Raw genomic sequence first — 25,838 nt, forward strand, 5'->3', positions numbered from 1 at the left:
CGATCATCTCGGTCACCTCGGCCCAGCTCGAGGCCTGGATGGTGGCCTTCCTGTGGCCCTTCGTTCGCATGCTCGCGCTGGTGAGCACGTCTCCCATCTTCGGCGAGGCCTGGGTGCCGCGGCCGGTGAAGGTGGCGGTGGCGGTCATGCTCACCTTCGTCATCGCGCCCACCATCGGCGCGCTGCCCGCCGTGCCGGTCGTGTCGGCCGAGGGCGCGTGGATCATCGTGCAGCAGGTGCTCGTCGGCGCGGCCATGGGCTTCTCGATGAAGCTGGTGTTCACCGCCGTGCTCGCCGCCGGCGAGTACATCGGCCTGCAGATGGGCCTGTCGTTCGCGTCCTTCTTCGACCCCATGAGCCACGGCAGCACCATGGTGGTGTCGCGCCTCCTGAACATGCTGGCGATGCTGATCTTTTTGGCGCTCGACGGCCACCTGCTGATGGTGAACGCGCTGGCCGAGAGCTTCGGCACGCTGCCCATCTCGCAGGGGCAAATGGCCTCGGGCGGCTGGATGTTCCTGGTGCTGGCCGCGGGCGACATCTTCGCCAGCGGGTTGATGCTGGCGCTGCCGCTCATCACCGCGCTGCTCACGCTGAACCTGGCCATGGGCATCCTGAACCGCGCCTCGCCGCAGTTCAGCATCTTCGCGGTGGGCTTTCCGCTCACGCTGCTGGCGGGCATCTTCATGCTGCAGCTGCTGATGCCCAGCCTGGCGGCGTTCCTGGAGCCGCGGTTCGCGGAGTCGATTGCGAACATGCTGCGGTTCACGCAGGGGTTGCGGCCTTGAGGCTGGCGGCTCGCCGGAGTTCAGCTCGCGGTTCGACTTGACCGGGTGTTCGCCCGGTAACGGCTCGGTGCTTCTCCGGCGAAGCGCTTGAACGCACTGCTGAACGCGCTTTCCGACGAATAGCCCAGGGCATAGCCGATCGCCGAGACGGCGGTGTCCCCTTCGCGCAGCGAGCGCTCCGCGAAACGCATTCGAAGCTGCGTCAGGTACGCGACGGGCGTGATGGCCGCGACCGCCTTGAAATGGGCGGCGAAGGTCGCGCGCGACATGCTGCACGCGCGAGCGAGCTCCTCCAGGCCCCACGCCCTCGCCGGTTCCCGATGAAGCAAACGCACCGCGGGTGCCAGGCGCCGATCGCCCAACAGGCGCAGCCATCCCGGGGCCAACGTCGCATCCGCATCCAGGTGGGCACGAAGAATCTGGATGAACATCAGGTGCGCGAGCTGGGCCGATGCAGCCGCAACGCCAGGCAGCGCATCCGCGCGTTCGCGCACGAGCTGAGAAAGAAGCCACTGGAGCACCGTCGCGTGCACCGACCCATGCCGCACGAGCAGGGTCGGCGGCAGCAGGCCGAGGAGCGGCGCGCCCAGCTTCTCGTCGAAATCCACCTTGCCGCCGATGATGAGGAACTCATCACCCACGCCGTGGTGGCGGGTGTTCCCGGCACTGGACACGGCCAGTTCCTCGAAGTGGACCGGCTTTACCTGAGGGTCGGTGGTCAGCACCGCGGCCCGGGGTGAAGCGCGCAAGAGGAAATCGCCGGCTTCGAGCTTCAGGGGAGTGTCTTCACTCTCGGTGATGCACCAGCACTCGCCGCGGGCAATTCCCCAGAAGTTGATGCGATCCGAAGCGGGAAAGCGAATCGCCCAGGCACCGCCCGCTGTCAGGCTCCCCGACACGACCGACCTGGCGTTGATCAGTCCGAGCACATCGGAAAAGGGGTCGTCGTTCATTCAACCGATGATCGCCGAAAACCAGTCACTTCTGGACTATGGAGCAAGTATTACAGACTCAACTGAATTCAAAGTCTGAATCGGCCGGCATATCGTCAAGCCGTCCGATTTCGGACAGTCACCTTCAACCACGAGCGCCCACATGACACAAAGAACCTGGTTCATCACCGGCGTCAACAGCGGCTTCGGCCGCCACATGACGCAGCAACTTCTCTCGCGCGGCGACCGCGTCGCCGGAACGATCCGCAAACCGGGCTCGATGGACGACCTGAAGGCAAGCTACGGCGACCGCCTGTCGCTGCACCTTCTCGACGTGACCGACAGCGCGGCTGTCGGCCAGGTCGTTCGCGACGCGTTCGCCGCCCTGGGCCGCATCGACGTCATCGTCAGCAACGCGGGCTATGGCCTGTTCGGCGCCGCGGAATCGTTCACCGACGCCCAGGTCGAGCACCAGCTCGACACCAACCTGCTCGGCTCGATTCAAGTGGTGCGCGCCGCGTTGCCCTGCCTGCGCGCGCAGGGCGGCGGACGGATCCTGCAGCTGTCGTCCGTTGGCGGACAAGCGGCATTTCCGGGAGGCTCGATGTATCACGCCACCAAATGGGGCATGGAAGGCTTCATCGACGCCGTGAACCAGGAAGCAGCCAGCTTCGGCATTGCCGCCACGCTCGTCGAACCCGGCGGCGCGCGAACCGAATTCAGGCATGGCAGTGCAAAGCTGGGGGCCTGGCTCGACGCGTATGCCTCCACGCCGATTGCCCATGTCCACCGCATGATCGAAGACACGGCGATGGCGCCAGCGATAGGAGACCCGTCAAAAATGGCCCGCGAGATGATCGCGAGCGTCGACCAGCATCCGGCGCCCAGGCGTCTCGTGCTGGGCAGCGATTCGTACGCGGCAATGCACAAGGCGCTGACCGCCCGGCTTGCAGAACTCGAATCGCAAAAGGAACTTGCGTTCTCGACCGACTTCGACGTGCGCGAAGCCCCGGTGCCGATCAGAGGTAGTTGAACAACGCGATGCTGTTCAGCTTCGCGAACGTCATCTGCGTCGCCTGCAGCGACGACTGACGCTGGTAGAACTCGGCGATGGCGCTGTACGGGTCCAGGTCTTCGATGCTGGAGCGGTAGCTTTCTTCCTGCAGCTTGCTGGCCGCGCCGGCGGTGTCGAGCGCGTCGATCTCGGTCTGGCGCGAGCCCACCGACGACAGCACGGTCAGCACGTTGTCGTGCGCGTTGGTGACCTTCACGTTGGCCGTGCTCAGGGCGTTCTGCAGCTTGGCCTGGGCCGCCGCGCCGCCGCCGGTGAGCGGGGTGCGCAGTGCGCTCACCAGTTCGCTGATGGACGCGAAGATGTCGGTGCCCGCGTTCTTCGCGGTCGACACGTCGAAGCTGTCGCCATCGGCCGGCGTGCCGGTGAAGGTGGTCTGCACGCCGCCGAAGGAAATCGGCTGGCCCGCGGTGTACAGGCCGCCGGCCACCACCACGGGGGGCGTGTCCTTGGTGGACACCGAGTAGTTGCCGCCGGAGAAGCTGATGCTGAAATCTTTGCCGTAGTTCGGGTCGGTGGCGTCCTTCACGCCCACCGAGCCGAACACGCCGGTGCCGGTGTTGCCGGCCGCGCCGGCGGTCACGTAGCCCGCGCCGCCCTGCACGGTCTGGAACACGCTGCGGCCGTCGTCCGAGGTGGACAGCTGGCGCGCCACGTCGACCTGCATCAGCCGCTGGCCCTGGTCGCCCACGTACTGCACGCCGCCGCCGTTGGAAGCCACGAAGGGCGGCGTGCCGCTCTTGTAGCCGCCGAACAGGTACTGGCCGTTGCCGTCGTCCGAGTTGGCCACGCCCACGAGCTGGTCGAGCGCGCTCTGGATGGTGGTGGCGAGCGAGCCGCGGTCGGCGTCCGAGATGGTGCCGTTGCCGGCCGCCACGGTCAGCGTCTTGATGTTCTGCAGGATGGAGGTGACCGAGTTCAGCGCGTTTTCTTCCGTCGACAGCGACAGCGATGCGCGCTGGCGGCTGGTGGCGTACTGCGCGTTTTCCGACAGCGTCTGCGTCACGCCGAGCGCGCGGGCCGCGCCCACCGGATCGTCGCCGGCGGTCAGGAACTTGGAGTTGGTGGCCAGCTGCTGCTGCACGCGGAACAGCTTCTGCTGCTGCAGGCCCATGGCGCTGACGTTCTGGTCGTAGAAGGATTGGGTGCTGATGCGCATCGCGGTGTCCTGGGTCTGTACGTGTGGGGGGCTCAGAAGGCGGGTGCCGCTCAGTTGCTGATGCCGAGGATCGCGTCGAAGATGGTCGACGCGGTCTGGATCACCTTGGCATTGGCCTGGTACATCTGCTGGAACATCAGCAGGTTGGCGGTTTCCTCGTCCTGGTTCACGCCCGAGATGGACTGCTGGCTGGCCTTGATCTGCGTGGTCACGCTGTCTTGCGTGGTGGCCGCCACCTTCACCGCCATGGCGCGGTTGCCCACGTCGCTCACCAGCTGCGAGTAGGCGCCGTTGAAGGTCGCCGTGCCGCCGGACATGGTGGTCTTGCGCTGCAGCGCGCCGAGCGCTAGCGCGTTGGTGTTGTCGGACACGCCCGAGACGTTCTTGCCGATGGTGAAGGTGTCGCCCTGCGTGGGCGCGCCGGTCATGCTCACGGTGATGCCGTCGAAGCTCATCTTCGCGCCGGCCGTGTAGGGCACGGCGGTGCCTGCGGCGTAGGTGTTGCTGGTGCCGTCGGCCAGCGTCACGGTCACCGGCGAGGTGGCCGGAAAGCCCGACAGGCTGCCGGTGGCGGCGTCGTAGCTCAGCGTGACCTTCGCGGCCAGCGGGGTGCCGGGGTAGCTCGCGTCCACGGTGGCCGCGCTCAATGCGCCGCTGCCCTTGTTGCCGGCGGTGTTGCCGGTCGAGATGGGCGAGGCGGCGGCCACCTTGGCCGGGTCGAGCGTGAGCACGCTGGCGTCGCGCGCGCCGGTGCGCGTGGGCTGCACCAGGAACGAGTCGCCGGCCGCGGCGGTGCCGCTGGCGGCGCTGAGGCTCACGCCGTCGAAGGTGATCGGGAAGGAAGTGAAAGTGCCCATCGACGTCTTGTCCGAAAGCCGGGTGACCGAGTAGTTGAGCGTGCCGGCCACGTCGGTGACGCTCACGTTGTAGTCGCTGGTGGTGAGCTTGGAGGCATCCGTCAGCGAAGCGCCGATTTCGAGGGAGCCGGTGTTCTTGGCGTTGACGATCACGCCGGGGGTGGCTTGCGAGAAAAAGTCGGTGCCCAGCGCGCCGTTCAGGTCCACGCCCAGCTTGTGCTGCGCGTTCACCGAGTCGGCCACCGACATGGCGAGCCGGCCGATGGCGTTCTGCGTGGGAATGAGCGTGTCGCGGCGAAAGCTCATGAGCCCGCCCAGCACGCCGCCGGTGATGGCGGTGTCCGACAGCTCCGACACGTTGCCGGCGAAGCCCTTCAACGCCACGGCCTTGCGCGACGGGTCGGCGGCGGAGTTCACCGCGGCCATCTGCGAGGCGTAGTCGCCCACCACCAGCGACTGGCCGGTGGCGATGAACACGTTGTACTTGCCGTTGTCCTGCTGCAGCACCTTCACGTCGACCACCTGGCTCAGGTCGCTCACGAGCTGGTCGCGCTGGTCGAGCAGGTCGTTGGGCGGCTGGCCGCCGGCCATGGCGCTGATCTGGCTGATCTGCTGGTTCAGGCTGGCGATCTTGCTGGCGTAGGTGTTGATCTGGTCCACGCTGCCCACGATCTGCTCGTTCACCGAGGAGTTCAGGTCGCTCAGGTACTGGTCGGTCGAGCGGAACTTGCTGGCCAGCGCCTGCGCCGAGCTGATCATCTGCTGGCGCGCGGCCGGGTCGGCCGGCGTGTTGGCCACGCCCTGCACGCTGGTGAAGAAGCTCTGCATCAGCGGTGCCAGGCCCGAGGTCTTGTCGGCCAGCAGCGTGTCGATGCGGTTGATCTGCACGCTGTTGGTGGCCAGCGCGGCCGAGGCCGACTGCGCGGTGCCCAGCTGCGCCGTCAGGTAGCGGTCGTAGCTGCGCGACACGGTCGTCACGTTGGCGCCCGAGCCGATGAAGCCCGAGCCGCTGGAGATGGCCCCGCCGGTGGCGATCTCGGCCACCTGCCGGCTGTAGCCGGCGGTGTACACGTTGGCCGTGTTGTGGGCCGTGGTCATGAGCGCCGTGCGGGCGACGCCGAGGCCGCTCAGGCCTGTGTAGAACAAACTTCCGGACATCGGGTGTTACCTGTCTCTTTACCAGTCAATGGTGGGTGAATGGTGGGTGTAGGGGTGGCATCGGTTCGCTGCGTTGCGCGCGCTGGCCGGTGCCTTGCTCTCTATATCGGCAGCAGCAGCCGAAAGTTGAGGGTCAGAATTCGGTCCAGTCGCCCTTGGCGTCGCCCGGCATGGCCAACTGGGGCGCCGCGGCGTTCGCTGCCCTGGGCGCCTTGAGCGCATCGGTGCGCCCCGGCAGCGGTCTGCCGCCCCGACGGGCCGCCGGCCGCTCGACCTTGGGAATCGGCGTGATGGGCGTGAACGCCGCGCGCGGGGAGGCCACGGCGTTGCGGTCCAGCTTGAAGATGCTCACGGCCTGCACGAGGCTGCCGGCCTGCTCCTGCAGCGACTGGGCTGCTGCAGAGGCTTCTTCCACCAGCGCTGCGTTCTGCTGCGTGACCTGGTCCATCTGCGTGATGGCCTGGTTGATCTGCTCGATGCCCGAGGTCTGCTCCTGGCTCGCCGCGGTGATCTCGCCCATGATGTCCGTCACGCGCTTCACGCTGCCGACGATCTCGTCCATGGTGCGCCCGGCTTCTTCGACCTGCTTGCTGCCCTCTTCGACCTTCTCCACCGAGTCGCCGATGAGCGTCTTGATTTCCTTGGCGGCGGCTGCAGAGCGTTGCGCGAGGCTGCGAACTTCGGATGCCACGACTGCGAAGCCTCGGCCCTGTTCACCCGCGCGAGCCGCTTCCACAGCGGCATTCAGCGCCAGGATGTTGGTCTGGAACGCGATGCCGTCGATGACGCCGATGATGTCCACGATCTTCTTGGAAGACGCATTGATCGAGCCCATGGTGTTCACCACCTGGGACACGACGCTGCCGCCCTTGACCGCGACTTCCGACGCCGAGACGGCCAGCTGGTTGGCCTGGCGCGCGTTGTCCGCGTTCTGCTTCACCGTCGAAGTCAGCTCTTCCATCGAAGCGGCTGTTTCCTCCAGCGAGCTCGCCTGCTCCTCGGTGCGCGAAGACAGGTCCTGGTTGCCCGAGGCGATCTGCCCCGATGCGGTCGCGATGGTCTCGGTGCCCGTGCGCACTTCGCCCACCACCTTCGCCAGGCTGGCGTTCATCTCGCGCAGGGCCTGCATCAGCTGGCCCGCTTCGTCGCGGCTTTCCACGCGAATGTCGGAGCTCAGGTCGCCGGCGGCCACGGTTTCGGCCACGGTCACGGCATGGCCCAGCGGGCGCACGATGCCCAGCGTGAGGCGCCAGGCAAAGAGCGCGCCCAGCACCAGCGCAATGGCCGACAGCGCCAGCAGCATCATCTGGCCGCCCGCGTGGTCGGCCGCGATGCCCTTGGACAGCAGGTCGATCTTCTCGCGCTGGTGCGCGGCCAGCTTGGCCACGGCTTCTTCGTAGACCACCAGGCCGGCGGCGAACTGGTTGTCCGCCATGGCGGTGGCCTGGTCGCTCTGGCCGGCGGCCTTGAGCTTGTTGATCTTCTCGATGATCTCCAGCACCACCGCGCGCGCATCGGCCACGCCGGCGTACAGCTTCTTTTCTTCCGGCGAGGTCAGCATTTCCTCGAGCTTCTTCTGCACCGGGTTGATGAGCGCCGAGCTGTCGGCGCGCGCCTTGGCAAAGTAGGCCACCACCGTGGGGTCGGTGGCCTTCACCATGGCGAAGGAACGCACGATGGTCGGGCCCAGCAGGTTGGACCACTGGTTGGCCAGGCGCTCCTTCACGAGCGCGTGCTCGATCATCTCGTCCGTGGCCTTGCCCACGTTGGCAAGGCGCAGCAGGCCGGTGCCTGCAATCACCGCCATCAACAGCAGCATGGCCGCAAAGCCAAGGCCCAGGCGGGCGCCGATTTTCATGTTCTTCAAACTCATTTTGTTTTCTTCTCTTTCAGAACGGGTGCGAATCCCACCGCGACATGCGGCGTTGTCGATTCGTTTATCGGCACGGGCCCGCCGGTATTGAGCCTGTCTCTCGTTGCCTTAGAACTCGGTCCAGTCGCCCTTCGCGTCGGCGCTCGCGGCGAGCTGGGGCGAACCGCCCGCGCCGGGTTCGCGGCGCGTGGGCAGGGCCTTGGCGGCGCGTTGGGGCGAGAGCTTGGCGGTCGGCTTGCCGGGCATGCCGGACAGGCCAGGCTTGCCCGACTTGGCGGAATTCGCGATCGGCGTGATGCGCGTGAACGCCGGGCGCGCCACCAGCGCGTTGTGGTCCAGCTTGAAGATGCTCACGGCCTGCACGAGGCTGCCGGCTTGTTCCTGCAGCGACTGGGCCGCTGCAGAGGCTTCTTCCACCAGCGCCGCGTTCTGCTGCGTGACCTGGTCCATCTGCGTGATGGCCTGGTTGATCTGCTCGATGCCGGACGTTTGTTCCTGGCTCGCGGCGGTGATCTCGCCCATGATGTCCGTCACGCGCTTCACGCTGCCGACGATCTCGTCCATGGTGCGCCCGGCCTCTTCGACCTGCTTGCTGCCCTCTTCGACCTTTTCGACCGAGTCGCCGATCAGTGTCTTGATTTCCTTGGCCGCTGCTGCAGAGCGTTGGGCCAGGCTGCGAACTTCGGATGCCACCACCGCGAAGCCACGGCCTTGTTCACCTGCGCGAGCCGCTTCCACAGCGGCGTTCAGCGCGAGGATGTTGGTCTGGAATGCGATGCCGTCGATGACACCGATGATGTCGACGATCTTCTTCGACGACGCGTTGATCGAGCCCATCGTGTCGACCACTTGCGAGACCACGCTGCCGCCCTTGACGGCAACTTCGGATGCCGACACGGCCAGCTGGTTGGCCTGGCGCGCGTTGTCCGCGTTCTGCTTCACCGTCGAGGTCAGCTCTTCCATCGAAGCGGCTGTTTCCTCCAGCGAGCTGGCCTGCTCTTCGGTGCGCGAAGACAGGTCCTGATTGCCCGAGGCAATCTGGCTCGACGCCGTGGCGATGGTGTCCGTGCCCGTGCGCACTTCGCCCACGATGTTCACCAGGCTCTGGTTCATGCCGCGCAGGGCTTCGAGCAGCAGGCCGGTCTCGTCGGTCGTCTGCGACTCGATGTGGCTGGTCAGGTCGCCGGCGGCCACCGATTGCGCCACCTTCACGGCCTCGGCCAGCGGACGCGCGACGATGCGCGCGATCCACAGCGCCAGCCCCAGGCCGAGCACGATGCAGCCCAGCAGCAGGCCCAGCACCCACAGGCGCGCTTCCGCGTACACCGTGTCGGCGGTCTGGCCCGCGCGCACGGCGCCGGCCACGTTCACCTCGGTCAGCTTGTCGAGCGCGGTGTTCATCTCGCGGTTGAGCTGCAGCGACTTGCCGCGGCTGAGCGTGGTGGCCTGCTCGGTGTCCTGCGTGTGCGAGATGGCGATGACCTTGTTGTGCTCCAGCGCGTACTCGTTCATGAGCTTCTCGAACACGGGGTACACCTCGCGCTCTTCAGGCTCGGAGATCAGCGCCTGGTACTCGGCGCGGTTCTTCTGCAGCGCGGCCCAGGTGACGTCCATCGACTTCTCGTAGGTGGCCATCTCGTCGTACGAGCCCGACAGGATGTGCTGCAGCTCCTGCGTGCGGTAGCGCGACACCAGGTTCTTCATCTCCAGCAGGGAGCGGGTCGCCGGCATCCAGTTGGTCGCCAGGTCGGTGGACATGTCGTGCACCTTGGACAGCTGCAGCAACGCCACGGCGCCGACGCAAGCCGTCAGCACAAGGACGGCGATGAACGACACAAGCAGCTTGGTCGCGATTTTGAGGTTGTAGAAGGCTTTGATGATTTTTCCTTTGGGGGCCGCGGGCCCCGAATGACCTGTTGTGTGTTGTTGTTCCGCGGCAGGCTCAGAATTCGGTCCAGTCGCCGCTGCCAGCCGCGGCCAGTTGCGGCGCGGCGGGCAACGACGGCTTGGGGCGCGCGGTGGGCAGCGCCTTGGCCTTGGTCTTCGCAGGGATCTGCGCGGAACGATCGTGGGTAGCTGAACGCATGTCGGAACGCGCACCGGAACGCGCACCGAACTGCGCGTATGCCGCCGGGCGCGCCAGCGCGGGTTCGCCCGCGCCCAGCTTGAAGATGCTCACGGCCTGCACGAGGCTGCCGGCTTGCTCCTGCAGCGACTGGGCGGCGGCCGAAGCCTCTTCCACCAGCGCTGCGTTTTGTTGGGTGACCTGGTCCATCTGCGAGATGGCCTGGTTGATCTGCTCGATGCCCGAGGTCTGCTCCTGGCTGGCCGCGGTGATCTCGCCCATGATGTCCGTCACGCGGCGCACGCTGCCCACGATCTCGTCCATGGTGCGGCCCGCTTCGGCCACTTGCTTGCTGCCCTCTTCGACCTTCTCGACCGAGTCGCCGATGAGGGTCTTGATTTCCTTGGCGGCTGCTGCAGAGCGTTGCGCGAGGCTGCGAACTTCGGAGGCGACGACTGCGAAGCCGCGGCCTTGTTCACCTGCGCGAGCGGCTTCCACTGCGGCGTTCAGCGCCAGGATGTTGGTCTGGAAGGCAATGCCGTCGATGACACCGATGATGTCCACGATCTTCTTGGAAGACGCGTTGATCGAGCCCATCGTGTCCACGACTTGGGACACGACGCTGCCACCCTTGACGGCCACTTCCGAAGCCGACACGGCAAGCTGATTCGCCTGACGCGCGTTGTCCGCGTTCTGCTTCACCGTCGAAGTCAGCTCTTCCATCGAAGCCGCCGTCTGCTCCAGCGAGCTCGCCTGCTCTTCGGTGCGCGAAGACAGGTCCTGGTTGCCCGCCGCGATCTGCCCTGAAGCGGTCGCGATGGTCTCCGTGCCCGTGCGCACCTCGCCCACCACCTTCGCCAGGTTGGCGTTCATGTTCTTCAGCGCCTGCATCAGCTGGCCCGACTCGTCGCGGCTGTCCACGCGAATGTCGGCGCTCAGGTCGCCGGCGGCCACGGTCTCGGCCACCTCGACGGCACGCGCCAGAGGCCGCACGATGCTGCGCGAGATGAAGAACGCGAAGATCGCGCCGCTCACCACCGTCAGCACGGTCAGCAGCAGCTGCAGGTTGAAGCTGCGGGTGTTCGCCGCGTCGATGTCCTGGCTCATGCGGTCGATGTCGCGGCGCTCGATGGAGAGCAGCTCGAGCACGCCGTTCTCGTAGGCCTTGGCCGCCGGCTGGAACACTTCCTTGAACGCGCGCGCGGTGTCCACCGCGTTGCCGCTCGCCTTGGCCTTGCTCACCTCGTCCTTGCCGGCCTGGTACTTCGCGCGCAGGTTGATGATGGACTTGTAGGTCGCCTTCTCTTCGTCGGTGAACAGCAGCGGCTCCACCTTGGCGATGGTCTCGCTGCCCTTCTTCACGCTCTCGGCGATCACGTCGGCGAAGGTGACGGGCAGGGTCTCGTCCGTGGTGCGCGCGATCATCGAGGTGCGCGCGATGGCCGAGTACGTGAGCACGTACCAGTCGGAGATGAGCCGCTCCTTGGCGAGCGGGCTTTGCATCATCACGCGCGTGGCTTCCGCGTTGTTGCGCGCGGAAACCAGCGCGATGGCGGTCGAGATCACGGTAAGGCCCAGCACCACGGCGAAAGCCAGGGTCAGGCGGGAGCCGATGCGGAGGTTGGCGAGGAAGTTCATGAGCGTGCTTCTGGCAATGGAGCGTGCAGGCGTCGTTAGTTGGTCAGCGCGTCAGGCCGTGGCGGCCGCCTCGACCAGGCCCATTTCGTCGCTGGACATCAGGCGGTCGATGTCCACCAGGATCAGCATCCGCTCGTCCAGCGTGCCCAGCCCGATCAGGTAGTCCGCGTCCAGCACAGAGCCCATCTCCGGCGCCGGCTTGATCTGCTCGGCCGTCAGCGTGATCACGTCCGACACGCTGTCCACCACCATGCCCACCACGCGGCCACCGATGTTCAGCACGATCACCACCGTGAACTGGTCGTACGTCGGGTCGCCCAGCTTGAACTTGATGCGCATGTCGATGATCGGGACGATGATCCCGCGCAGGTTCACCACCCCCTTGATGTAGTCCGGCGCGTTCGCGATGCGCGTCACCGCGTCGTAGCCGCGCAGCTCCTGCACCTTCTGGATGTCGATGCCGTATTCCTCTTCGCCCAGCTTGAAGGTCACGACCTCCAGGCGGGCGGTGCCCGCGGTGGCGGACGATGCCGAGGCGGCTTGTTTCAGTGGGTCTTTGGCCTTGTTGAGCATGATGATCTTCTCCGGGTTGAATCTGTTGTGTGTGTGTCTGTGTGGGTTCGGGTGGCGCTGAGGCGGTCTGGGGCGGTCTGGGGCTTCAGGCCACTTCGGCCACTTCGGCTACCTGGCCCGCATCGGCGCGGAACACCCGCACCGCCTTCACCAGGCCGTCGGCCTGTTCCTGCAGCAGTTGGGCCGTGGCCGAGGCCTCTTCCACCAGCGCCGCGTTCTGTTGCGTGACCTGGTCCATCTGCGAGATGGCCTGGTTGATCTGTTCGATGCCGGACGTTTGTTCCTGGCTCGCGGTGGTGATCTCGCCCATGATGTCGGTCACGCGGCGCACGCTGCCCACGATCTCTTCCATGGTGCGGCCCGCTTCGGCCACCTGCTTGCTGCCGGCCTCGACCTTCTGCACCGAGTCGCCGATGAGCGTCTTGATTTCCTTGGCCGCCGAGGCCGAGCGCTGCGCGAGGTTGCGCACTTCCGATGCCACCACCGCAAAGCCCTTGCCCTGCTCGCCGGCGCGCGCGGCTTCGACCGCCGCGTTCAGCGCGAGGATGTTGGTCTGGAACGCGATGCCGTCGATGACACCGATGATGTCGACGATCTTTTTCGACGACGCGTTGATCGAGCCCATGGTATCGACCACCTGGGACACCACGCTGCCGCCCTTCACCGCCACTTCCGAGGCGGACACGGCCAGCTGGTTGGCCTGGCGCGCGTTGTCGGCGTTCTGCTTCACCGTCGAGGTCAGTTCTTCCATCGACGCCGCGGTCTGCTCCAGCGAGCTGGCTTGCTGCTCGGTGCGCGAAGACAGGTCTTCGTTGCCCGAGGCGATCTGGGTCGATGCCGACATCACGCCGGCCACGTTCTCGCCCACGTCCGAGACGATGGCGAACAGGTTGGCGCTCATCTGGTTCAGCGCGCGCAGCAGCCCGGTGATCTCGTCGCCGCGCCGGATCTCGAAGCGCGCCAGGTCACCTCCGGCGATGGAACGCGCCACGTGCACGGCTTCGTCGAGCGGGCGGAACACGGTGCGGGCCAGGAACTGGCCCAGCCCCAGCCATGCGAGCGCGAAGCCCGTGCCGCCCGCGGCGAGCGCGCCAGGCAGCCAGCTGTGCGCGCCGGCCGCGGCCACCATGCGCGAGGCTTCGTTCCAGCCCGCGGCGCCCAGGCCCAGCGACAGCACGGCCGCCACGGTGGTCGCGCCGAACACGCGCTGGCGCACCGGAATGCGGCGCAGCCGCGCCATCGGGTTGCGCCAGCCGCGCGGCACCACCTCGCCCTGCACGATCTCGATGTTCTTGCCGCCGCCTTCGCGCAGGCGGGCGTACAGCGCATCGGCCTCGGCCACTTCGTTGCGGCCCGGCTTGCTGCGCACCGACATGTAGCCCTGCACGCGGCCGTTGCGCCGAATGGGCGTGACGTTGGCCAGCACCCAGTAGAAGTCGCCGTTCTGCCGCCGGTTCTTCACCAGGCCGGTCCACGGCAGGCCCTGGCCCAGCGAGAGCCACATGTCGGCGAAGGCCTCGGGCGGCATGTCGGGGTGGCGCACGATGTTGTGCGCCTTGCCCATGAGGTCGCCCACCGCGAAGCCGCTGGCTTCGACGAACGCGGGGTTGACGTAGGTGATGCGGCCCTTCAGGTCGGTGCGGGACACCAGGGCTGCGCCTGGCGGGAGTTCGTATTCGACGCCGGTGATGGGCAGGTTGACACGCATGATGCTGCTTGCTTTTCTCTCAGGTCAGGGCGGTTCAGGTCAGGGCAGGTTGCGTGGTGCCGAGGCGGAACACGCCCACGACTTCAGACAGGCTGCCGGCCTGCTCCTGCAGCGACTGGGCGGCGGCCGAAGCCTCTTCCACCAATGCCGCGTTCTGCTGCGTGACCTGGTCCATCTGCGTGATGGCCTGGTTGATCTGCTCGATGCCCGAGGTCTGTTCCTGGCTCGCTGCGGTGATCTCGCCCATGATGTCCGTCACGCGGCGCACGCTGCCCACGATCTCGTCCATGGTGCGGCCCGCTTCGGCCACTTGCTTGCTGCCCTCTTCGACCTTCTCCACCGAGTCGCCGATGAGGGTCTTGATTTCCTTGGCGGCTGCGGCGGAACGCTGCGCGAGGCTGCGAACTTCCGATGCCACGACTGCGAAGCCTCGGCCTTGCTCACCTGCACGTGCGGCTTCCACAGCGGCATTCAGCGCGAGGATGTTGGTCTGGAAGGCGATGCCGTCGATGACGCCGATGATGTCGACGATCTTCTTGGAAGACGCATTGATCGAGCCCATGGTGTCGACCACTTGCGAGACCACGCTGCCGCCCTTCACAGCCACTTCCGAAGCCGACACCGCCAGCTGGTTGGCCTGACGCGCGTTGTCCGCGTTCTGCTTCACCGTCGAGGTCAGCTCTTCCATCGAAGCCGCCGTCTGCTCCAGCGAGCTCGCCTGCTCTTCGGTGCGCGAAGACAGGTCCTGGTTGCCCGCCGCGATCTGGCCCGAGGCCGTGGCGATGGTGTCGCTCGAATCCTTGATCTTCCCGACGATCGAGGTCAGCTGCGCCTGCATCTGCTTGATGGAGTGCAGCAGGCTGCCGTCGTGCGCGGTGTCGGCCTCGACCGCCAGCGACAGGTCGCCGTTGGCGATGCGGCCCACCACGTCGGCCGCGTACTGCGGCTCGCCGCCCAGTTGCCGGCCCATCAGGCGCGCGACCACCAGGCCCAGCCCCACGCTGATCGCGATGCCCGCCAGCGCCAGCACCAGCATCATCAGCCGCGAAGTCTTGTAGATGTCGTCGGCGTGCTCGGCGCGCACGCGCGCGAGCTCCTTGCTGTACGCGACCATGCCCTTGAGCACGTCTTCCAGACCGCGCGATTCCTTCAGGAGGCGCGTGCTGTCCTCGCTCACCTGGTTGTCGAACTGCGAGCTGTCCAGCGGCTGCTTGTTGACCAGCGCCACGAAGTCGCTCATGCGCTTTTCCAGCGGGCCGGCCAGGCTTTCATACTGGCCCCAGAGCTTGATGCCCTCTTCGCTCTCCTGGAAGAAAGACCTGACTTCCGACGCGCGCGAAGACAGGCTTTCCAGCGAGGCCTTGAGTTCGTTCGCGCCCGCGTTGCGCTCGCCGCGCGTGCCGGCCGACAGCAGCGTCATCTGCGCGCGGCTGGCGTACAGCAGGTGGATGTTGGCTTCCTGCACGGCCTGCAGCGCGTGCAGTTCGTTCGCGTAGAGCTGTTCGGTGGAGGCGCTGATGCGCCCCATGTGATAGATGCCGAGCGCGCTGACCGCCGCGCCTATCGCCGCCACCACGAGAAAGCTGAGGATCAACCGAACGGTGACGCGAAGATTCTGGAACCACTGCATTGTCTGTTCTCCCTTTTTATAGTGCTGGTGCTGAAATTTGCGACAGCGATTGCGATGAATGGCGCGACTGCGCGGCAACGGCGTTGCCGTCCAGGCGGAACACGCCGACCACCTGCGACAGGCTGCCCGCCTGCTCCTGCATGGACTGCGCGGCGGCCGAGGCCTCTTCCACCAGCGCCGCGTTCTGTTGCGTCGCCTGGTCCATCTGCGTGATGGCCTGGTTGATCTGCTCGATGCCCGAGGTCTGCTCCTGGCTGGCGGCGGTGATCTCGCCCATGATGTCGGTCACGCGGCGCACGCTGCTCACGATTTCTTCCATCGTGCGGCCCGCTTCGGCCACTTGCTTGCTGCCCTCCTCGACCTTCTCGACCGAGTCGCCGATGAGCGTCTTGATTTCCTTGGCGGCCGCGGCCGAGCGTTGGGCCAGGCTGCGAACTTCGGAGGCGACGACCGCGAAACCGCGGCCTTGCTCGCCCGCGCGAGCGGCTTCCACAGCGGCATTCAGCGCGAGGATGTTGGTCTGGAACGCGATGCCGTCGATGACGCCGATGATGTCGACGATCTTTTTCGACGACGCGTTGATCGAGCCCATGGTGTCCACGACCTGGGACACGACGTTGCCGCCCTTCACTGCAACTTCAGAAGCCGACACGGCCAGCTGGTTGGCCTGACGCGCGTTGTCGGCGTTCTGCTTCACCGTCGAGGTCAGCTCTTCCATCGACGCCGCCGTCTGCTCCAGCGAACTGGCCTGCTGCTCGGTGCGCGCGGACAGGTCCTGGTTGCCGGAGGCGATCTGGCTGGAGGCGGTGGCGATGGTGTCGGTGCCCATGCGCACCTCGCCCACCACCTTCGCCAGGCTGGCGTTCATTTCGCGCAGCGCGTGCATCAGCTGGCCGGCTTCGTCGCGGCTCTCGACCACGATGCGGGCGCTCAGGTCGCCGGCAGCCACCGTTTCGGCCACCGTCACGGCATGGCCCAGCGGGCGCACGATGCCCAGCGTGAGGCGCCAGGCGAACAGCGCGCCCAGCACCAGCGCAATGGCGGCCAGCACCAGCAGCGTGGTGCGCCCGGTCAGGAAATCGGCGTCGATGCCCTTGGCGGTGGCGTCGATCTTCTCGCGCTGGTGCTTGGCCAGCGCCTCGACCGCGCCGCTGTACACGGCCAGCGCGTCGGTGAACTTGGTGTCGACCAGCGTGTTGGCCTCGGCCTGCTGGCCGCCGGCCTTGAGCTTGTTGAGCACGCCCACGGTCTCGAGCACCACCGCGCGCGACGCCGCCACCTTGGCGTACAGCGCCTTCTCCTCGGGCGTGTCGAGCATCGACTCCAGCTTCTTCTGCGCCGGGCTGATGCGGGCCGAGCCTTCGGCCTGGGTCTTGGCGAAGTAGGCGGCAATCTGCGGATCGGTGGTCTTCACCATCGCGAAGTTGGCCACCGTGTTGGAGCGCAGGTTGGCCAGCCACTCGGTGGCCAGCCGCTCTTTCACCAGCGACTGCGACACCATGTCGTCCGTGGCCTTGCCCACGTTGGTGAGCCGCACCACGCCGGTGCCCGCAATGAGTGCCATCAGCAGCAGCATCACCGTGAAGCCGAGGCCCAGGCGGGTGCCGATTTTCAGATCCTTCAAACTCATTGCGCGCTTCCTTCAATAACGGGGGATGGGTCCACCCTCTGTTATCGGCATCAGGTCGCCAGACTTGAGACCTTTTTTCTCAAAACTCCGTCCAGTCGCCCTTGGCGTCGCCCGCCATGGCCAATTGCGGGGCCGTGGAGGCCCGGCGCTGGGCCGGCAGCGCCTTGGACGCGGCCTGCGCCACGGGCCTGCCATGCTTCGTGACCGGTGCGATGGGCTTGATGGGGGTGATGCGCGTGAAGCCGGGGCGCGCGGGCGCCGCGGGCTGGTCGCCCAGCTTGAACACGCTCACGGCCTTCACCAGGCTGCCGGCCTGTTCCTGCAGCGACTGGGCCGCTGCGGAGGCTTCTTCCACCAAAGCGGCGTTCTGCTGCGTGACCTGGTCCATCTGCGAGATGGCGAGGTTGATCTGCTCGATGCCCGAGGTCTGTTCCTGGCTCGCTGCGGTGATCTCGCCCATGATGTCCGTCACGCGGCGCACGCTGCCGACAATTTCGTCCATCGTGCGGCCAGCTTCTTCGACCTGCTTGCTGCCGGCCTCGACCTTCTCGACCGAGTCGCCGATGAGCGTCTTGATTTCCTTTGCGGCTGCGGCCGAGCGTTGCGCGAGGCTGCGCACTTCGGATGCGACCACTGCGAAGCCGCGGCCTTGTTCACCGGCACGCGCCGCTTCCACCGCGGCGTTCAGCGCGAGGATGTTGGTCTGGAACGCGATGCCGTCGATGACACCGATGATGTCCACGATCTTCTTGGAAGACGCGTCGATGGAGCCCATCGTGTCCACGACCTGCGACACCACGCTGCCGCCCTTCATCGCGACTTCCGAGGCGGACACGGCCAGCTGGTTGGCCTGGCGTGCGTTGTCGGCGTTCTGCTTCACGGTGCTCGTGAGTTCTTCCATCGAGGCGGCGGTTTCTTCCAGCGAGCTGGCCTGCTCCTCAGTGCGCGACGACAGGTCCTGGTTGCCCGAGGCGATCTGGCTGGAGGCCGTGGCGATGGTGTCGGTGCCCGTGCGCACTTCGCGCACGATGCGCACCAGGCTTTCGTTCATGGCCTTCAGCGCGGCCATGAGGCGGCCGGTTTCGTCCTTCGAATGCACGTCGATGCGCGAGCTGATGTCGCCCGCGGCCACCTTCTCGGCCACTTCCACGGCCTGGCCGATGGGGCCGGTGATGGTGCGCGTGATGAACCACGCAATGGCCGCGCCCAGCAGCACTGCCAGCGCGCCCAGCGAGAGCATCAGCGTGCGTGCCCAGGCATAACCGTCGCGGGCCTGCACGCTGGCGGCCTCGGAAAGCCGTTCTTCGTGCGCCGCCAGGTTGTTCAGCTCCACGATCACGGCCTTCACGGCCGGCTGGAACTTGGTGATGAAGAGCATCGTCGCTTCGTCGTTCTTGTTCTGCAGCGCGAACTCCGACAGCGCCGTGTTCAGCGGCACCAGCACGGCCACCTTCTCGTCGATGGCGGCCACCAGCGCCTTGCCCGCGGGCGTGACCATCAGCTTGGCCAGTTGGGCGCGCGCGTCGGTGTAACGGTCGCGCGCCGAGGCGATCTTCTTGCTCTCTTCGCGCAGGGCCGCGTCGTCGCTCAGCAGGATGAGGTTGCTGTCGAAGATGGCGATGTCGCGTATCGCGTCCATCATGCGGTTGACCGCGGCCACCTTCACGTTGTTGCTGTCGACGATGCCTTCCAGGCGCGACTGCATGCCGCCCATCGCGTTGATGCCCAGGCCGACCAGCCCGGCCAGCAACAGGAGCACCGCGGCAAAGCCGATGCCGAGACGGGTGCCGATCTTGAGATTGAGGAGTGATTTCATGAAAAGGGTCAGGAGTCGCTAGCTTTGAAATTCTTGAAGACGCGGTCCAGCCGCTGGGCCACCAGCTCGGCGTCGCGCACCGAGCGCGCCAGGGAGCGCGTGATGCGCCAGGCCACGAGCACGCCCGTGAGCAGCGCGATCACCGCCAGCGCGAACACCGCGTGGCGGGCCCACTCGTAGCCGGCGCCGGCCTTGAAGCCGAGGCTGAGCGCGCCGGCCAGCATGAACAGGAGAATGGAAAAGCCGACACCTGTACGCAGGGCGCGCTTGGGACTGAGACGATTGCGCACGAAGTCTTCAGGCCGCCTGGGCATCGGTTTCATCGGCGTCGAGCTTGAACGTGCTCACGGCCCTCACCAGGTTGTCGGCCTGCTCCTGCAGGGACTGTGCGGCGGCGGAGGCCTGCTCCACCAGCGCGGCGTTCTGTTGCGTGACCTGGTCCATCTGCGAGATGGCCTGGTTGATCTGCTCGATGCCCGAGGTCTGCTCCTGGCTCGCCGAGGTGATCTCGCCCATGATGTCCGTCACGCGGCGCACGCTGCCCACGATCTCGTCCATGGTGCGGCCCGCTTCGGCCACCTGCTTGCTGCCCTCTTCGACCTTCTCGACCGAGTCGCCGATGAGCGTCTTGATTTCCTTGGCCGCCGAGGCCGAGCGCTGCGCCAGGCTGCGCACTTCCGACGCGACCACCGCGAAGCCCTTGCCTTGCTCGCCGGCACGCGCGGCTTCCACGGCGGCATTCAGCGCGAGGATGTTGGTCTGGAACGCGATGCCGTCGATGACGCCGATGATGTCCACGATCTTTTTCGACGACGCATTGATCGAGCCCATGGTGCCCACGACTTGCGACACCACGCTGCCGCCCTTCACGGCCACTTCCGAGGCGGACACGGCCAGCTGGTTGGCTTGCCGTGCGTTGTCCGCGTTCTGCTTCACGGTGCTCGTGAGTTCTTCCATCGACGCCGCGGTCTGCTCCAGCGAACTGGCCTGCTGCTCGGTGCGCGAAGACAGGTCTTCGTTGCCGGCCGCGATCTGGCGCGAGGCCACCGCGATCGAATCGGTGGAGGCCTTGATGCGCGTCACCAGCTCGGTGAGCGTGTCTTCCATGTCGCCCATGCCGCGCAGCAGGCGGCCGAAGTCGCCGCCGCGCTCGGTCTCGAAGTCCTTGCTCAGGTCGCCGGAGGCCACGGTCTCGGCAATCAGCAGCGCCTCGCCGATGGGCGCGACGATGCTGCGCGTGAGCGCCCACGCAATCACCCCACCCGCCACCAGCGAGAACATGGTGAGCGTGATGACGTAGACGCGGCCCGAGCGGTACTGCGTGTCGATGTCGGCCGCGGTGCGGTCGATGTCCTGCTGCTGCTGCGCCACCATGGCGCGAATGCTCGCGTCGTAGGCGTCCAGCGCCGACAGCAGCTGGGTGTCGGTGAGCTGGGCTGCCTCTTCGCCCTTGCCGTCGGCCTTGAGCTTGAGGATGCGGTTGCGCAGCTCGACGTAGTCGCCGCGCTTCTTCTTGATGTCGGCGCTCAGCGCCAGCTCGGCGGGCGTGTCGAGCATGTCCTCGAGCTTCTTCTGCGTCTCGCTGATGGCGGCGCTGGTGGCCGTGATGTTCTTCTGCAGGTAGGCCTGCACGGCGGGGTCGTTGCTCTTGAGCAGCGAGAAGGTGCGCACGCTGTTGGTGCTGGTGCCCAGCTGCCAGGCCGCGGCCAGCCGCTCCTTGACCAGCGAGCGCTTGGCCATCTCGTCGGTGGCCTCGCCCACGTGCTGCAGCCGCAGCACGGCGATGCCCGAGGTGATGAGCACCAGGGCCAGCACCAGCGCAAAGCCGGCGCCCAGGCGCCGGCCGACGTTCCAATTCTTCATGTGTCTCTTTCCTCGCGGACCCTGTGTCTTTGTTGTTCTGTCTCAGGCCGCGATCTTCGCGATCACGCCCATGTCGTCGCTGGACATCAGGCGGTCGATGTCCACCAGGATCAGCATCCGCTCGTCCAGCGTGCCCAGCCCGATCAGGTAGTCCGCGTCCAAGACCGAGCCCATCTCCGGCGCCGGCTTGATCTGCTCGGCCGTGAGCGTGATCACGTCCGACACGCTGTCCACCACCATGCCCACCACGCGGCCGCCGATGTTCAGCACGATCACCACCGTGAACTGGTCGTACGTCGGGTCGCCCAGCTTGAACTTGATGCGCATGTCGATGATCGGAACGATGATCCCGCGCAGGTTCACCACCCCCTTGATGTAGTCCGGCGCATTGGCAATGCGCGTCACCGCGTCGTAGCCGCGCAGCTCCTGCACCTTCTGGATGTCGATGCCGTATTCCTCTTCGCCCAGCTTGAAGGTCACGACCTCCAGGCGGGCGGTGCCCGCGGCGGCATGGATCTGTGTCTGCTGCAGCTGCTTGTGGGCGGTGCCCGCGATGTCTGTCATGGAATTTCCTTCGAGGGTGGGCCGCACGCGGCTCAACCGAACTTCTGCATGATGCGAACCAGCTTCTCGCCGTACTTCGGATCGGTGGCGTAGCCCGCGCGCTGCAGGCCGTGCGCCGCCGCGGCCGGGTCGTCGGTGGCCAGCACGTTGGCGTAGCGCGGGTTGCGCGTGATGAACTGCGCGTAGTCGGTGAAGGCCTCTTCGTACGAGCCGTAGGCGCGGAACTTGGCGCGCACCTTCTGCGGCTCGCCGTCGACGTACTCGGTGGTGGTCGTTTCCACCGTGGCGCCCTTCCAGCTCTTGTCGGCCTTGATGCCGAACAGGTTGAAGCTCTGCGTGCCGTCGTCGGCGCGAATCTCTCGCTTGCCCCAGCCCGACTCCAGCGCGGCCTGCGCCAGGATGAGCGGCGCGGGCACGCCGCTGGCGGTGCTGGCCGCCTGCGCGGAGGCGCCCATGCGGCCCACGAAGTCGTCGACCTTGCCCTGCAGCGAGGCGTCGCCACCCGCAGCGCTTCGGCGGTCGCTGTTGAACTGGTACACGCTCAGGTCGGCCTGCGTGCCCGTGCGGCCGGGGGGCGCGGAGCCCAGCGGAATGCCCGCGTTGGGCGCGTAGGGGAAGCCGCCGCGCGGCTCCAGCGACATCGGCTTGGTGCCGATGGCCGCGTCGGCCTCGAAGTCGGTCGGGCCCGAAGGGAGCTGGCGGCGCAGCTGCGCGAGCATGGACTCGGCCAAACCCACGCCCCGCCCCGAGAGGTTCTGCGTGAGCTGCTGGTCGAACATCGACATGTAGACCTTCTGGTCCTGGCTGTCGAGCAGGCCGCTGGAGGGCGTGGCCTCGCGCATGCTCTTGAGCACCATGTTCATGAACAGGGCCTCGAACTGGCGCGAGACCTGCTGCAGGCCTTCTTCGGGCGTGGTGCGCACGGTGCGGCGCAAGGCGTCCACGCCCTGCACGTCGAGGGCGAAGCGCTGGTCGAGCGCGCCGGTGCGGCTGGCCGCGTCGGCGCCGTTCCAGGCGCCGGTGGCAGAAACGGTCATGGAGTGGTCGTCCTCAGATGATTTCCAGCTCGGCGCTCAGGGCGCCGGCCGACTTCATGGCCTGCAGGATCGACACCAGGTCCTGCGGGTTCGCGCCCAGGGCGTTCAGGCCCTTGACCACGTCCGACAGCGAGGCACCGCCGCGCACCATCTGGAGCGCGCCGCCACCCTGGTTCACCGAGATCTGCGAGGTCTGCGCCACCACCGTGCTGCCGCCCGAGAGCGCGCCCGGCTGGCTGACCACCGGCTCGGTGTTGATCACCACCGACAGGTTGCCGTGCGCGATGGCGCAGTCCTTCACGCGCACGGCCTGGTTCATGACCACCGAGCCGGTGCGTGCGTTGACCACCACGCGGGCACTGGCCTGCGTGGGCGTCACCTCGAGGTCTTCCAGCCGCGCGAGGAAGCCCACGCGCTGCTGCGGCTCGGGCGCGCGCACGCGGATGGCGCGCGCGTCGATGGCCTCGGCCGTGCCCGGGCCGAACTGCCGGTTGATGGCGTCCACCGCGCGCTGCGTGGTGCCGAAGTCGGAGCGCATCAGCTCGATGGCGAAGGTGCCTTCGGCGCCCACGGGTGCTTCCACCGTGCGCTCCACCAGCGCGCCGGCCGGAATGCGGCCCGAGCTCAGCTGGTTGATCTGCACCTTGCTGCCGTTGGCCGCGGCGCCCGCGCCGCCGACCACCATGTTGCCCTGCGCCACCGCGTAGGTCGCGCCGTCGACGCCCTTCAGCGGCGTCATCAGCAGCGTGCCGCCGCGCAGGCTCTTGGCATTGCCCATGGAGGACACGGTGACGTCGATGTTCTGCCCCGGCCGCGCGAACGAAGGGAGCGTGGCCGTCACCATCACCGCCGCGACGTTCTTCAGCTGCATGTTCACGCCTTGCGGAATCGTGATGCCCAGCTGCTGCAGCATGTTGTTCAGGCTTTGCGTGGTGAACGGCGTCTGCATGGTCTGGTCGCCGGTGCCGTCCAGGCCCACCATCAGGCCGTAGCCGATGAGCGGGTTGTCGCGCACGCCCTGGATGGTGGCGAGCTCCTTGAGCCGCTCGGCATGCACGGGTGCGAGGCACAGCGTGCCGAGCACCGCGAGGGCTGCGGTGCGCAGGAGCGCCGAGGTGCGTGAAGCCAGGATATTTTTCATGTTCAGAACGGCATGACGTTGAGGAAGATGCGTTGCATCCAGCCCATCGTCTGTGCCTCGTCGATGTAGCCCTTGGCCGAGTACTCGATGCGCGCATCGGCCACCAGCGTGGAGGGCACGGTGTTGTTGCCCGAGACGGTGCGCGGGTTGACCACGCCCGAGAACCGGATGTACTCGGTGCCCTGGTTGATGCCCATCTGCTTCTCGCCGCTCACCAGCAGGTTGCCGTTGCCCATCACGTCCGTCACGGTGACCGTGATCACGCCGTTGAAGGTGTTGTTGGCATTGGCGCCGCCCTTGGCGGTGAGCGTGTTGGTGCCGCTGAGCTTGGTGTCCTGCCCGTCGAGCAGGCCGCCGATGAGCTTGGGAATGGCCGCGAACACGCTGGCGGTGCTGCCCGCGCGGCTGGCGTTCGCGCCGGAATTCTTGGTGGCGTTGACCTTCTCGCTGATGAGAATGGTCAGGATGTCGCCCACGTTGCGCGGCCGGCGGTCCTCGAACAGCGCGTTGGCGCCGGGGCCGTCCTGGAAGATCGCGCCGGGGGCGCGGCGCGGTTGCAGCGCCGCGTAGTTTTCGGCGCGCGCCGTCATCGGCTGGTGCACCAGCGGCTCGCGCGGCACCTGCGCGCAGCCCGCGCCCAGCGCGGCCCATGCGGCAAGGGACACCAGCAGCATCGCGCGAGAGCGCGCGATGCCACCCAGGCGATGAAGAAGACGCACGCCGCTCATCACATCTGCGCCAGGCGTTGCAGCATCTGGTCGGAGGTCTGCACGGCCTTGCTGTTGATTTCGTACGAACGCTGGGTGGCGATCATGTTCACCAGCTCTTCCACCACGTTCACGTTCGAGGCTTCCACGTAGCCCTGGCTCAGCGTGCCCGCGCCGTCCACGCCGGGGTTCACCTGGTTGGGCGCGCCCGATGCGTCGGTTTCGGCGTAGAGGTTCTCGCCCTTGCTTTCCAGGCCGGTCGGGTTCATGAAGGTGGCGAGCTGGAGCTGGCCGACCTGCACGGTGTTGGTGCTGCCCGCCTGCACCACCGACACGATGCCGTCGCGGCCCACGGTGATGCTGGTGGCGTTGGCCGGAATGGTGATGGCCGGCTGCACCGGAAAGCCGCTGGCCGTGACCAGCTGGCCGTCGCGGTCCTTCTGGAAGGAGCCGTCGCGGGTGTACGAGGTGGTGCCGTCGGGCATCAGCACCTGGAAGAAGCCGCCGCCGTTGATGGCCACGTCGGTCGGCTTGTCGGTCTTGGTGAGGTTGCCTTGCGAGTGGATGCGCTCGGTGGCGACCACGTGCACGCCGGTGCCCACCTGCAGGCCCGAAGGCAGGCGGGTCTGGTCGGACGACTGGCCGCCGCTCTGGCGCAGGTTCTGATAGACCAGGTCTTCGAACACGGCGCGGCTGCGCTTGAAGCCGGTGGTGCCGACGTTGGCCAGGTTGTTGGAGACCACGTCGAGCTGCGTCTGCTGCGCGTCGAGGCCGGTCTTGGCGATGTAGAGGGAGCGAATCATTGGAGGGAAATCCTGTGGATGTATGGCGTGCGGGTCTGCACTTCGGTGTCGGGGCGGCTGCGGCGGCGCGGCCGCATCAGCCGTACGACAGCAGCTTGTTGGCCGACTGCGCGTTGATGTCCGCGCTTTGCAGCGACTTCATCTGCATCTCGAAGCTGCGCGCGTTGGAAATCATGGCCACCATGGCCTCGACCGGGTTCACGTTGCTGCCCTCGATGGCGCCGCTGACCAGCGTGACGGCCTCGTCGGCCTCGGCCGGCTGCTGGCCCGCGCGCATGCGAAAGAGCCCGTCGTCGCCGCGCTCCAGGTTGGCCGTGGGCGGGTTCACCAGCTTCAGGCGGCCCACCTCGGCAATGCCGGTGAGCGTGCCCGAGGCCGGGTCGCGCGCCGCGACCAGGCCGTTGGAGGCGATGGTCAGCGACGAGCCGGGCGGCACCGTCATGGCGCCGTTGTCGCCCACCACCGGGCGTCCGCCCATGGTGGTGAGCTGGCCGTCGGCGCCGATCTGCAGGTTGCCCACGCGGGTGTAGGCCTCGCCGCCGTCGGGCGTCTGCACCACCAGCCAGCCGGAGCCGCTCACGGCCACGTCGAGCGAGCGGCCGGTCTCGGTGATGGGGCCGTGGGAAAAGTCGGCGCCGGGCGTGGTGGCGGCCACGAAGGCGCGCGTTTGCGCCTCCGCGCCGACCACGGGCACGGCCCGGAAGTTGGCAATCTGCGCACGGAAGCCTGGCGTCGAGACGTTCGCCATGTTGTTGGCGACCGAGGCCTGCTGCTCCATGACCTGCTTGGCGCCGCTCATGGCGACGTACAACATGCGATCCACT

21 protein-coding genes are annotated in these 25,838 nt (G+C 67.0%); 2 read left to right on the forward strand and 19 right to left on the reverse strand.

What is annotated here, in order from left to right; translation table 11 throughout:
• Positions 1–2: 2 nt before the first annotated feature.
• A complete protein-coding gene (fliR, locus tag QTI51_RS24290) occupies positions 3–788 on the forward strand; it encodes a flagellar biosynthetic protein FliR (RefSeq protein ID WP_371086384.1) in 786 nt (261 codons plus the stop codon).
• Between the two features lie 20 nt (positions 789–808).
• Here fliR and QTI51_RS24295 read toward each other — a convergent pair whose 3' ends face one another.
• Complete coding sequence (locus tag QTI51_RS24295; protein ID WP_116910962.1) at positions 809–1,741, reverse strand: AraC family transcriptional regulator; 933 nt, start codon at positions 1,739–1,741, stop codon at positions 809–811.
• Between the two features lie 142 nt (positions 1,742–1,883).
• On the opposite strand from QTI51_RS24295, the gene QTI51_RS24300 reads away from it, so the two are divergent.
• On the forward strand, positions 1,884–2,753 hold the full coding sequence (locus tag QTI51_RS24300; RefSeq protein ID WP_116910961.1) for an SDR family oxidoreductase: 870 nt from the start codon (positions 1,884–1,886) through the stop codon (positions 2,751–2,753).
• Here the strand turns inward: QTI51_RS24300 and flgL are convergent.
• The 18 genes from flgL to flgF all read right to left on the reverse strand — a co-directional run bounded on the left by flgL (position 2,740) and on the right by flgF (position 25,837).
• The gene (gene flgL, locus QTI51_RS24305) at positions 2,740–3,951 is read right to left on the reverse strand and encodes a flagellar hook-associated protein FlgL (protein ID WP_116910960.1); all 1,212 of its coding nucleotides are present in this window, start codon (positions 3,949–3,951) and stop codon (positions 2,740–2,742) included. The genes QTI51_RS24300 and flgL overlap by 14 nt on opposite strands.
• A gap of 50 nt (positions 3,952–4,001) precedes the next feature.
• Positions 4,002–5,966 (reverse strand): flagellar hook-associated protein FlgK, encoded by a 1,965-nt coding sequence (flgK, locus tag QTI51_RS24310; RefSeq protein WP_116910959.1) that lies wholly within the window; start codon positions 5,964–5,966, stop codon positions 4,002–4,004.
• Positions 5,967–6,099: 133 nt separating this feature from the next.
• Positions 6,100–7,824: a methyl-accepting chemotaxis protein gene (locus QTI51_RS24315; RefSeq protein ID WP_503011536.1), complete on the reverse strand. Its 1,725-nt coding sequence runs from the start codon at positions 7,822–7,824 to the stop codon at positions 6,100–6,102.
• Between the two features lie 123 nt (positions 7,825–7,947).
• A complete protein-coding gene (locus tag QTI51_RS24320; RefSeq protein ID WP_503011537.1) occupies positions 7,948–9,675 on the reverse strand; it encodes a methyl-accepting chemotaxis protein in 1,728 nt (575 codons plus the stop codon).
• A 106-nt stretch (positions 9,676–9,781) separates the two neighbouring features.
• Positions 9,782–11,542 (reverse strand): methyl-accepting chemotaxis protein, encoded by a 1,761-nt coding sequence (locus tag QTI51_RS24325; RefSeq protein ID WP_116910957.1) that lies wholly within the window; start codon positions 11,540–11,542, stop codon positions 9,782–9,784.
• Between the two features lie 51 nt (positions 11,543–11,593).
• Positions 11,594–12,115: a chemotaxis protein CheW gene (locus tag QTI51_RS24330; protein ID WP_116910956.1), complete on the reverse strand. Its 522-nt coding sequence runs from the start codon at positions 12,113–12,115 to the stop codon at positions 11,594–11,596.
• Positions 12,116–12,200: 85 nt separating this feature from the next.
• Positions 12,201–13,823 carry a methyl-accepting chemotaxis protein gene (locus QTI51_RS24335; protein ID WP_116910955.1) on the reverse strand — a complete coding sequence of 541 codons (1,623 nt, stop codon included), beginning with the start codon at positions 13,821–13,823 and terminating at the stop codon, positions 12,201–12,203.
• A 34-nt stretch (positions 13,824–13,857) separates the two neighbouring features.
• A complete protein-coding gene (locus QTI51_RS24340) occupies positions 13,858–15,453 on the reverse strand; it encodes a methyl-accepting chemotaxis protein (RefSeq protein WP_116910954.1) in 1,596 nt (531 codons plus the stop codon).
• Positions 15,454–15,469: 16 nt separating this feature from the next.
• On the reverse strand, positions 15,470–17,083 hold the full coding sequence (locus QTI51_RS24345; RefSeq protein WP_116910953.1) for a methyl-accepting chemotaxis protein: 1,614 nt from the start codon (positions 17,081–17,083) through the stop codon (positions 15,470–15,472).
• 79 nt (positions 17,084–17,162) lie between these two features.
• Entirely contained in the window at positions 17,163–18,899 is a 1,737-nt protein-coding gene (locus QTI51_RS24350; protein ID WP_116910952.1) for a methyl-accepting chemotaxis protein, read from the reverse strand.
• An 8-nt stretch (positions 18,900–18,907) separates the two neighbouring features.
• Positions 18,908–19,189 carry a hypothetical protein gene (locus tag QTI51_RS24355; RefSeq protein ID WP_116910951.1) on the reverse strand — a complete coding sequence of 94 codons (282 nt, stop codon included), beginning with the start codon at positions 19,187–19,189 and terminating at the stop codon, positions 18,908–18,910.
• A gap of 7 nt (positions 19,190–19,196) precedes the next feature.
• Complete coding sequence (locus QTI51_RS24360) at positions 19,197–20,762, reverse strand: methyl-accepting chemotaxis protein (RefSeq protein ID WP_116910950.1); 1,566 nt, start codon at positions 20,760–20,762, stop codon at positions 19,197–19,199.
• Between the two features lie 42 nt (positions 20,763–20,804).
• The gene (locus QTI51_RS24365; RefSeq protein ID WP_116911124.1) at positions 20,805–21,326 is read right to left on the reverse strand and encodes a chemotaxis protein CheW; all 522 of its coding nucleotides are present in this window, start codon (positions 21,324–21,326) and stop codon (positions 20,805–20,807) included.
• 32 nt (positions 21,327–21,358) lie between these two features.
• Positions 21,359–22,363, reverse strand: coding sequence for a flagellar assembly peptidoglycan hydrolase FlgJ (gene flgJ / locus QTI51_RS24370; protein WP_116910949.1), 1,005 nt, complete (start codon positions 22,361–22,363; stop codon positions 21,359–21,361).
• A gap of 13 nt (positions 22,364–22,376) precedes the next feature.
• Entirely contained in the window at positions 22,377–23,504 is a 1,128-nt protein-coding gene (locus tag QTI51_RS24375) for a flagellar basal body P-ring protein FlgI (RefSeq protein ID WP_286516372.1), read from the reverse strand.
• A gap of 2 nt (positions 23,505–23,506) precedes the next feature.
• Entirely contained in the window at positions 23,507–24,232 is a 726-nt protein-coding gene (locus tag QTI51_RS24380; protein ID WP_116910948.1) for a flagellar basal body L-ring protein FlgH, read from the reverse strand.
• Complete coding sequence (flgG, locus tag QTI51_RS24385) at positions 24,232–25,014, reverse strand: flagellar basal-body rod protein FlgG (protein WP_116910947.1); 783 nt, start codon at positions 25,012–25,014, stop codon at positions 24,232–24,234. The genes QTI51_RS24380 and flgG overlap by 1 nt, the downstream gene beginning before the upstream one ends.
• Positions 25,015–25,090: 76 nt before the next feature.
• Positions 25,091–25,837 carry a flagellar basal-body rod protein FlgF gene (gene flgF, locus QTI51_RS24390; RefSeq protein ID WP_116910946.1) on the reverse strand — a complete coding sequence of 249 codons (747 nt, stop codon included), beginning with the start codon at positions 25,835–25,837 and terminating at the stop codon, positions 25,091–25,093.
• Position 25,838 lies beyond the last annotated feature (1 nt).

This window comes from Variovorax sp. J22G73 (genome assembly GCF_030317035.1).
Lineage (GTDB): Bacteria > Pseudomonadota > Gammaproteobacteria > Burkholderiales > Burkholderiaceae_C > Variovorax.

Bases quoted from the DNA above. Each gene is read 5' to 3' on its own strand.
- QTI51_RS24295 (WP_116910962.1), bottom strand. From the start codon at position 1,741: ATGAACGACGACCCCTTTTCCGATGTGCTCGGACTGATCAACGCCAGG.
- QTI51_RS24325 (WP_116910957.1), bottom strand. From the start codon at position 11,542: ATGAACTTCCTCGCCAACCTCCGCATCGGCTCCCGCCTGACCCTGGCT.
- flgJ (WP_116910949.1), bottom strand. From the start codon at position 22,363: ATGACCGTTTCTGCCACCGGCGCCTGGAACGGCGCCGACGCGGCCAGC.
- QTI51_RS24340 (WP_116910954.1), bottom strand. From the start codon at position 15,453: ATGCAGTGGTTCCAGAATCTTCGCGTCACCGTTCGGTTGATCCTCAGC.
- QTI51_RS24300 (WP_116910961.1), top strand. From the start codon at position 1,884: ATGACACAAAGAACCTGGTTCATCACCGGCGTCAACAGCGGCTTCGGC.
- QTI51_RS24330 (WP_116910956.1), bottom strand. From the start codon at position 12,115: ATGCTCAACAAGGCCAAAGACCCACTGAAACAAGCCGCCTCGGCATCG.
- QTI51_RS24315 (WP_503011536.1), bottom strand. From the start codon at position 7,824: ATGAAAATCGGCGCCCGCCTGGGCCTTGGCTTTGCGGCCATGCTGCTG.
- QTI51_RS24345 (WP_116910953.1), bottom strand. From the start codon at position 17,083: ATGAGTTTGAAGGATCTGAAAATCGGCACCCGCCTGGGCCTCGGCTTC.
- QTI51_RS24365 (WP_116911124.1), bottom strand. From the start codon at position 21,326: ATGACAGACATCGCGGGCACCGCCCACAAGCAGCTGCAGCAGACACAG.
- flgL (WP_116910960.1), bottom strand. From the start codon at position 3,951: ATGCGCATCAGCACCCAATCCTTCTACGACCAGAACGTCAGCGCCATG.
- QTI51_RS24360 (WP_116910950.1), bottom strand. From the start codon at position 20,762: ATGAAGAATTGGAACGTCGGCCGGCGCCTGGGCGCCGGCTTTGCGCTG.
- QTI51_RS24380 (WP_116910948.1), bottom strand. From the start codon at position 24,232: ATGAGCGGCGTGCGTCTTCTTCATCGCCTGGGTGGCATCGCGCGCTCT.
- QTI51_RS24350 (WP_116910952.1), bottom strand. From the start codon at position 18,899: ATGAAATCACTCCTCAATCTCAAGATCGGCACCCGTCTCGGCATCGGC.
- flgG (WP_116910947.1), bottom strand. From the start codon at position 25,014: ATGATTCGCTCCCTCTACATCGCCAAGACCGGCCTCGACGCGCAGCAG.
- QTI51_RS24335 (WP_116910955.1), bottom strand. From the start codon at position 13,823: ATGCGTGTCAACCTGCCCATCACCGGCGTCGAATACGAACTCCCGCCA.
- flgK (WP_116910959.1), bottom strand. From the start codon at position 5,966: ATGTCCGGAAGTTTGTTCTACACAGGCCTGAGCGGCCTCGGCGTCGCC.
- QTI51_RS24375 (WP_286516372.1), bottom strand. From the start codon at position 23,504: ATGAAAAATATCCTGGCTTCACGCACCTCGGCGCTCCTGCGCACCGCA.